This is a genomic window from Rhodococcus sp. C3V, assembly GCF_029269915.1.
Classification (GTDB): Bacteria; Actinomycetota; Actinomycetes; order Mycobacteriales; family Mycobacteriaceae; genus Rhodococcus_F; species Rhodococcus_F qingshengii.
Genome location: NZ_JARJBE010000088.1, coordinates 1 through 528, shown reverse-complemented (window position 1 = coordinate 528; position 528 = coordinate 1). Strand labels below are relative to the sequence as shown.

The window sequence follows — 528 nt, the reverse complement described above, 5'->3', positions numbered from 1 at the left end:
TATTTATTGTTAAAGTAATTAAAATGATTATTTTTTTCATTATTTCAATTATTTTAGTATTTTTAGTCGGTTTTTTAGTTAGAGGAATTCACTTAACCTTTATTCAATGGCTTATGTCAGGATTATTACTATTAATTGGAGCCATTGTGTTTCTTAGTTTAGGAACTATTTTAACAAATTTTAAAGATGAAAAAACAGCATCTGTATTTTCCGATATATTATTTTTAGCTTTAGCGATGTTAGGGGGATTATGGTTTCCTACTAGACACCACGATGTGGTGCCACATCAGCAAAGCCGAGCGCGCCCGATGGCGACCCCGATCACCGAATTCACCACCGCGGCCGTCGAAGAATGTCCCGGCACCCACGAATACCGCGCCACCCACCTGTTCTGACATGCCCACCAAACGCAAACTTCAAGGGGACAAGGACGTGGCCAACGGTATAGCCCCTATGCCCCATATGGGATTCCAGGCGGCTTCTAGTGGTCGTCGCAACACCCCACTGTGGGAGTTGCGACGACCGTGG

Annotated in this window: 1 pseudogene; it reads left to right on the top strand. The window is 43.4% G+C overall.

Annotation, left to right across the window (positions count from 1 at the left end):
- Positions 1 to 395: pseudogene (locus P3G66_RS31910) on the top strand (hypothetical protein); the annotation flags it as partial.
- Between the last annotated feature and the right edge of the window lie 133 nt (positions 396 to 528).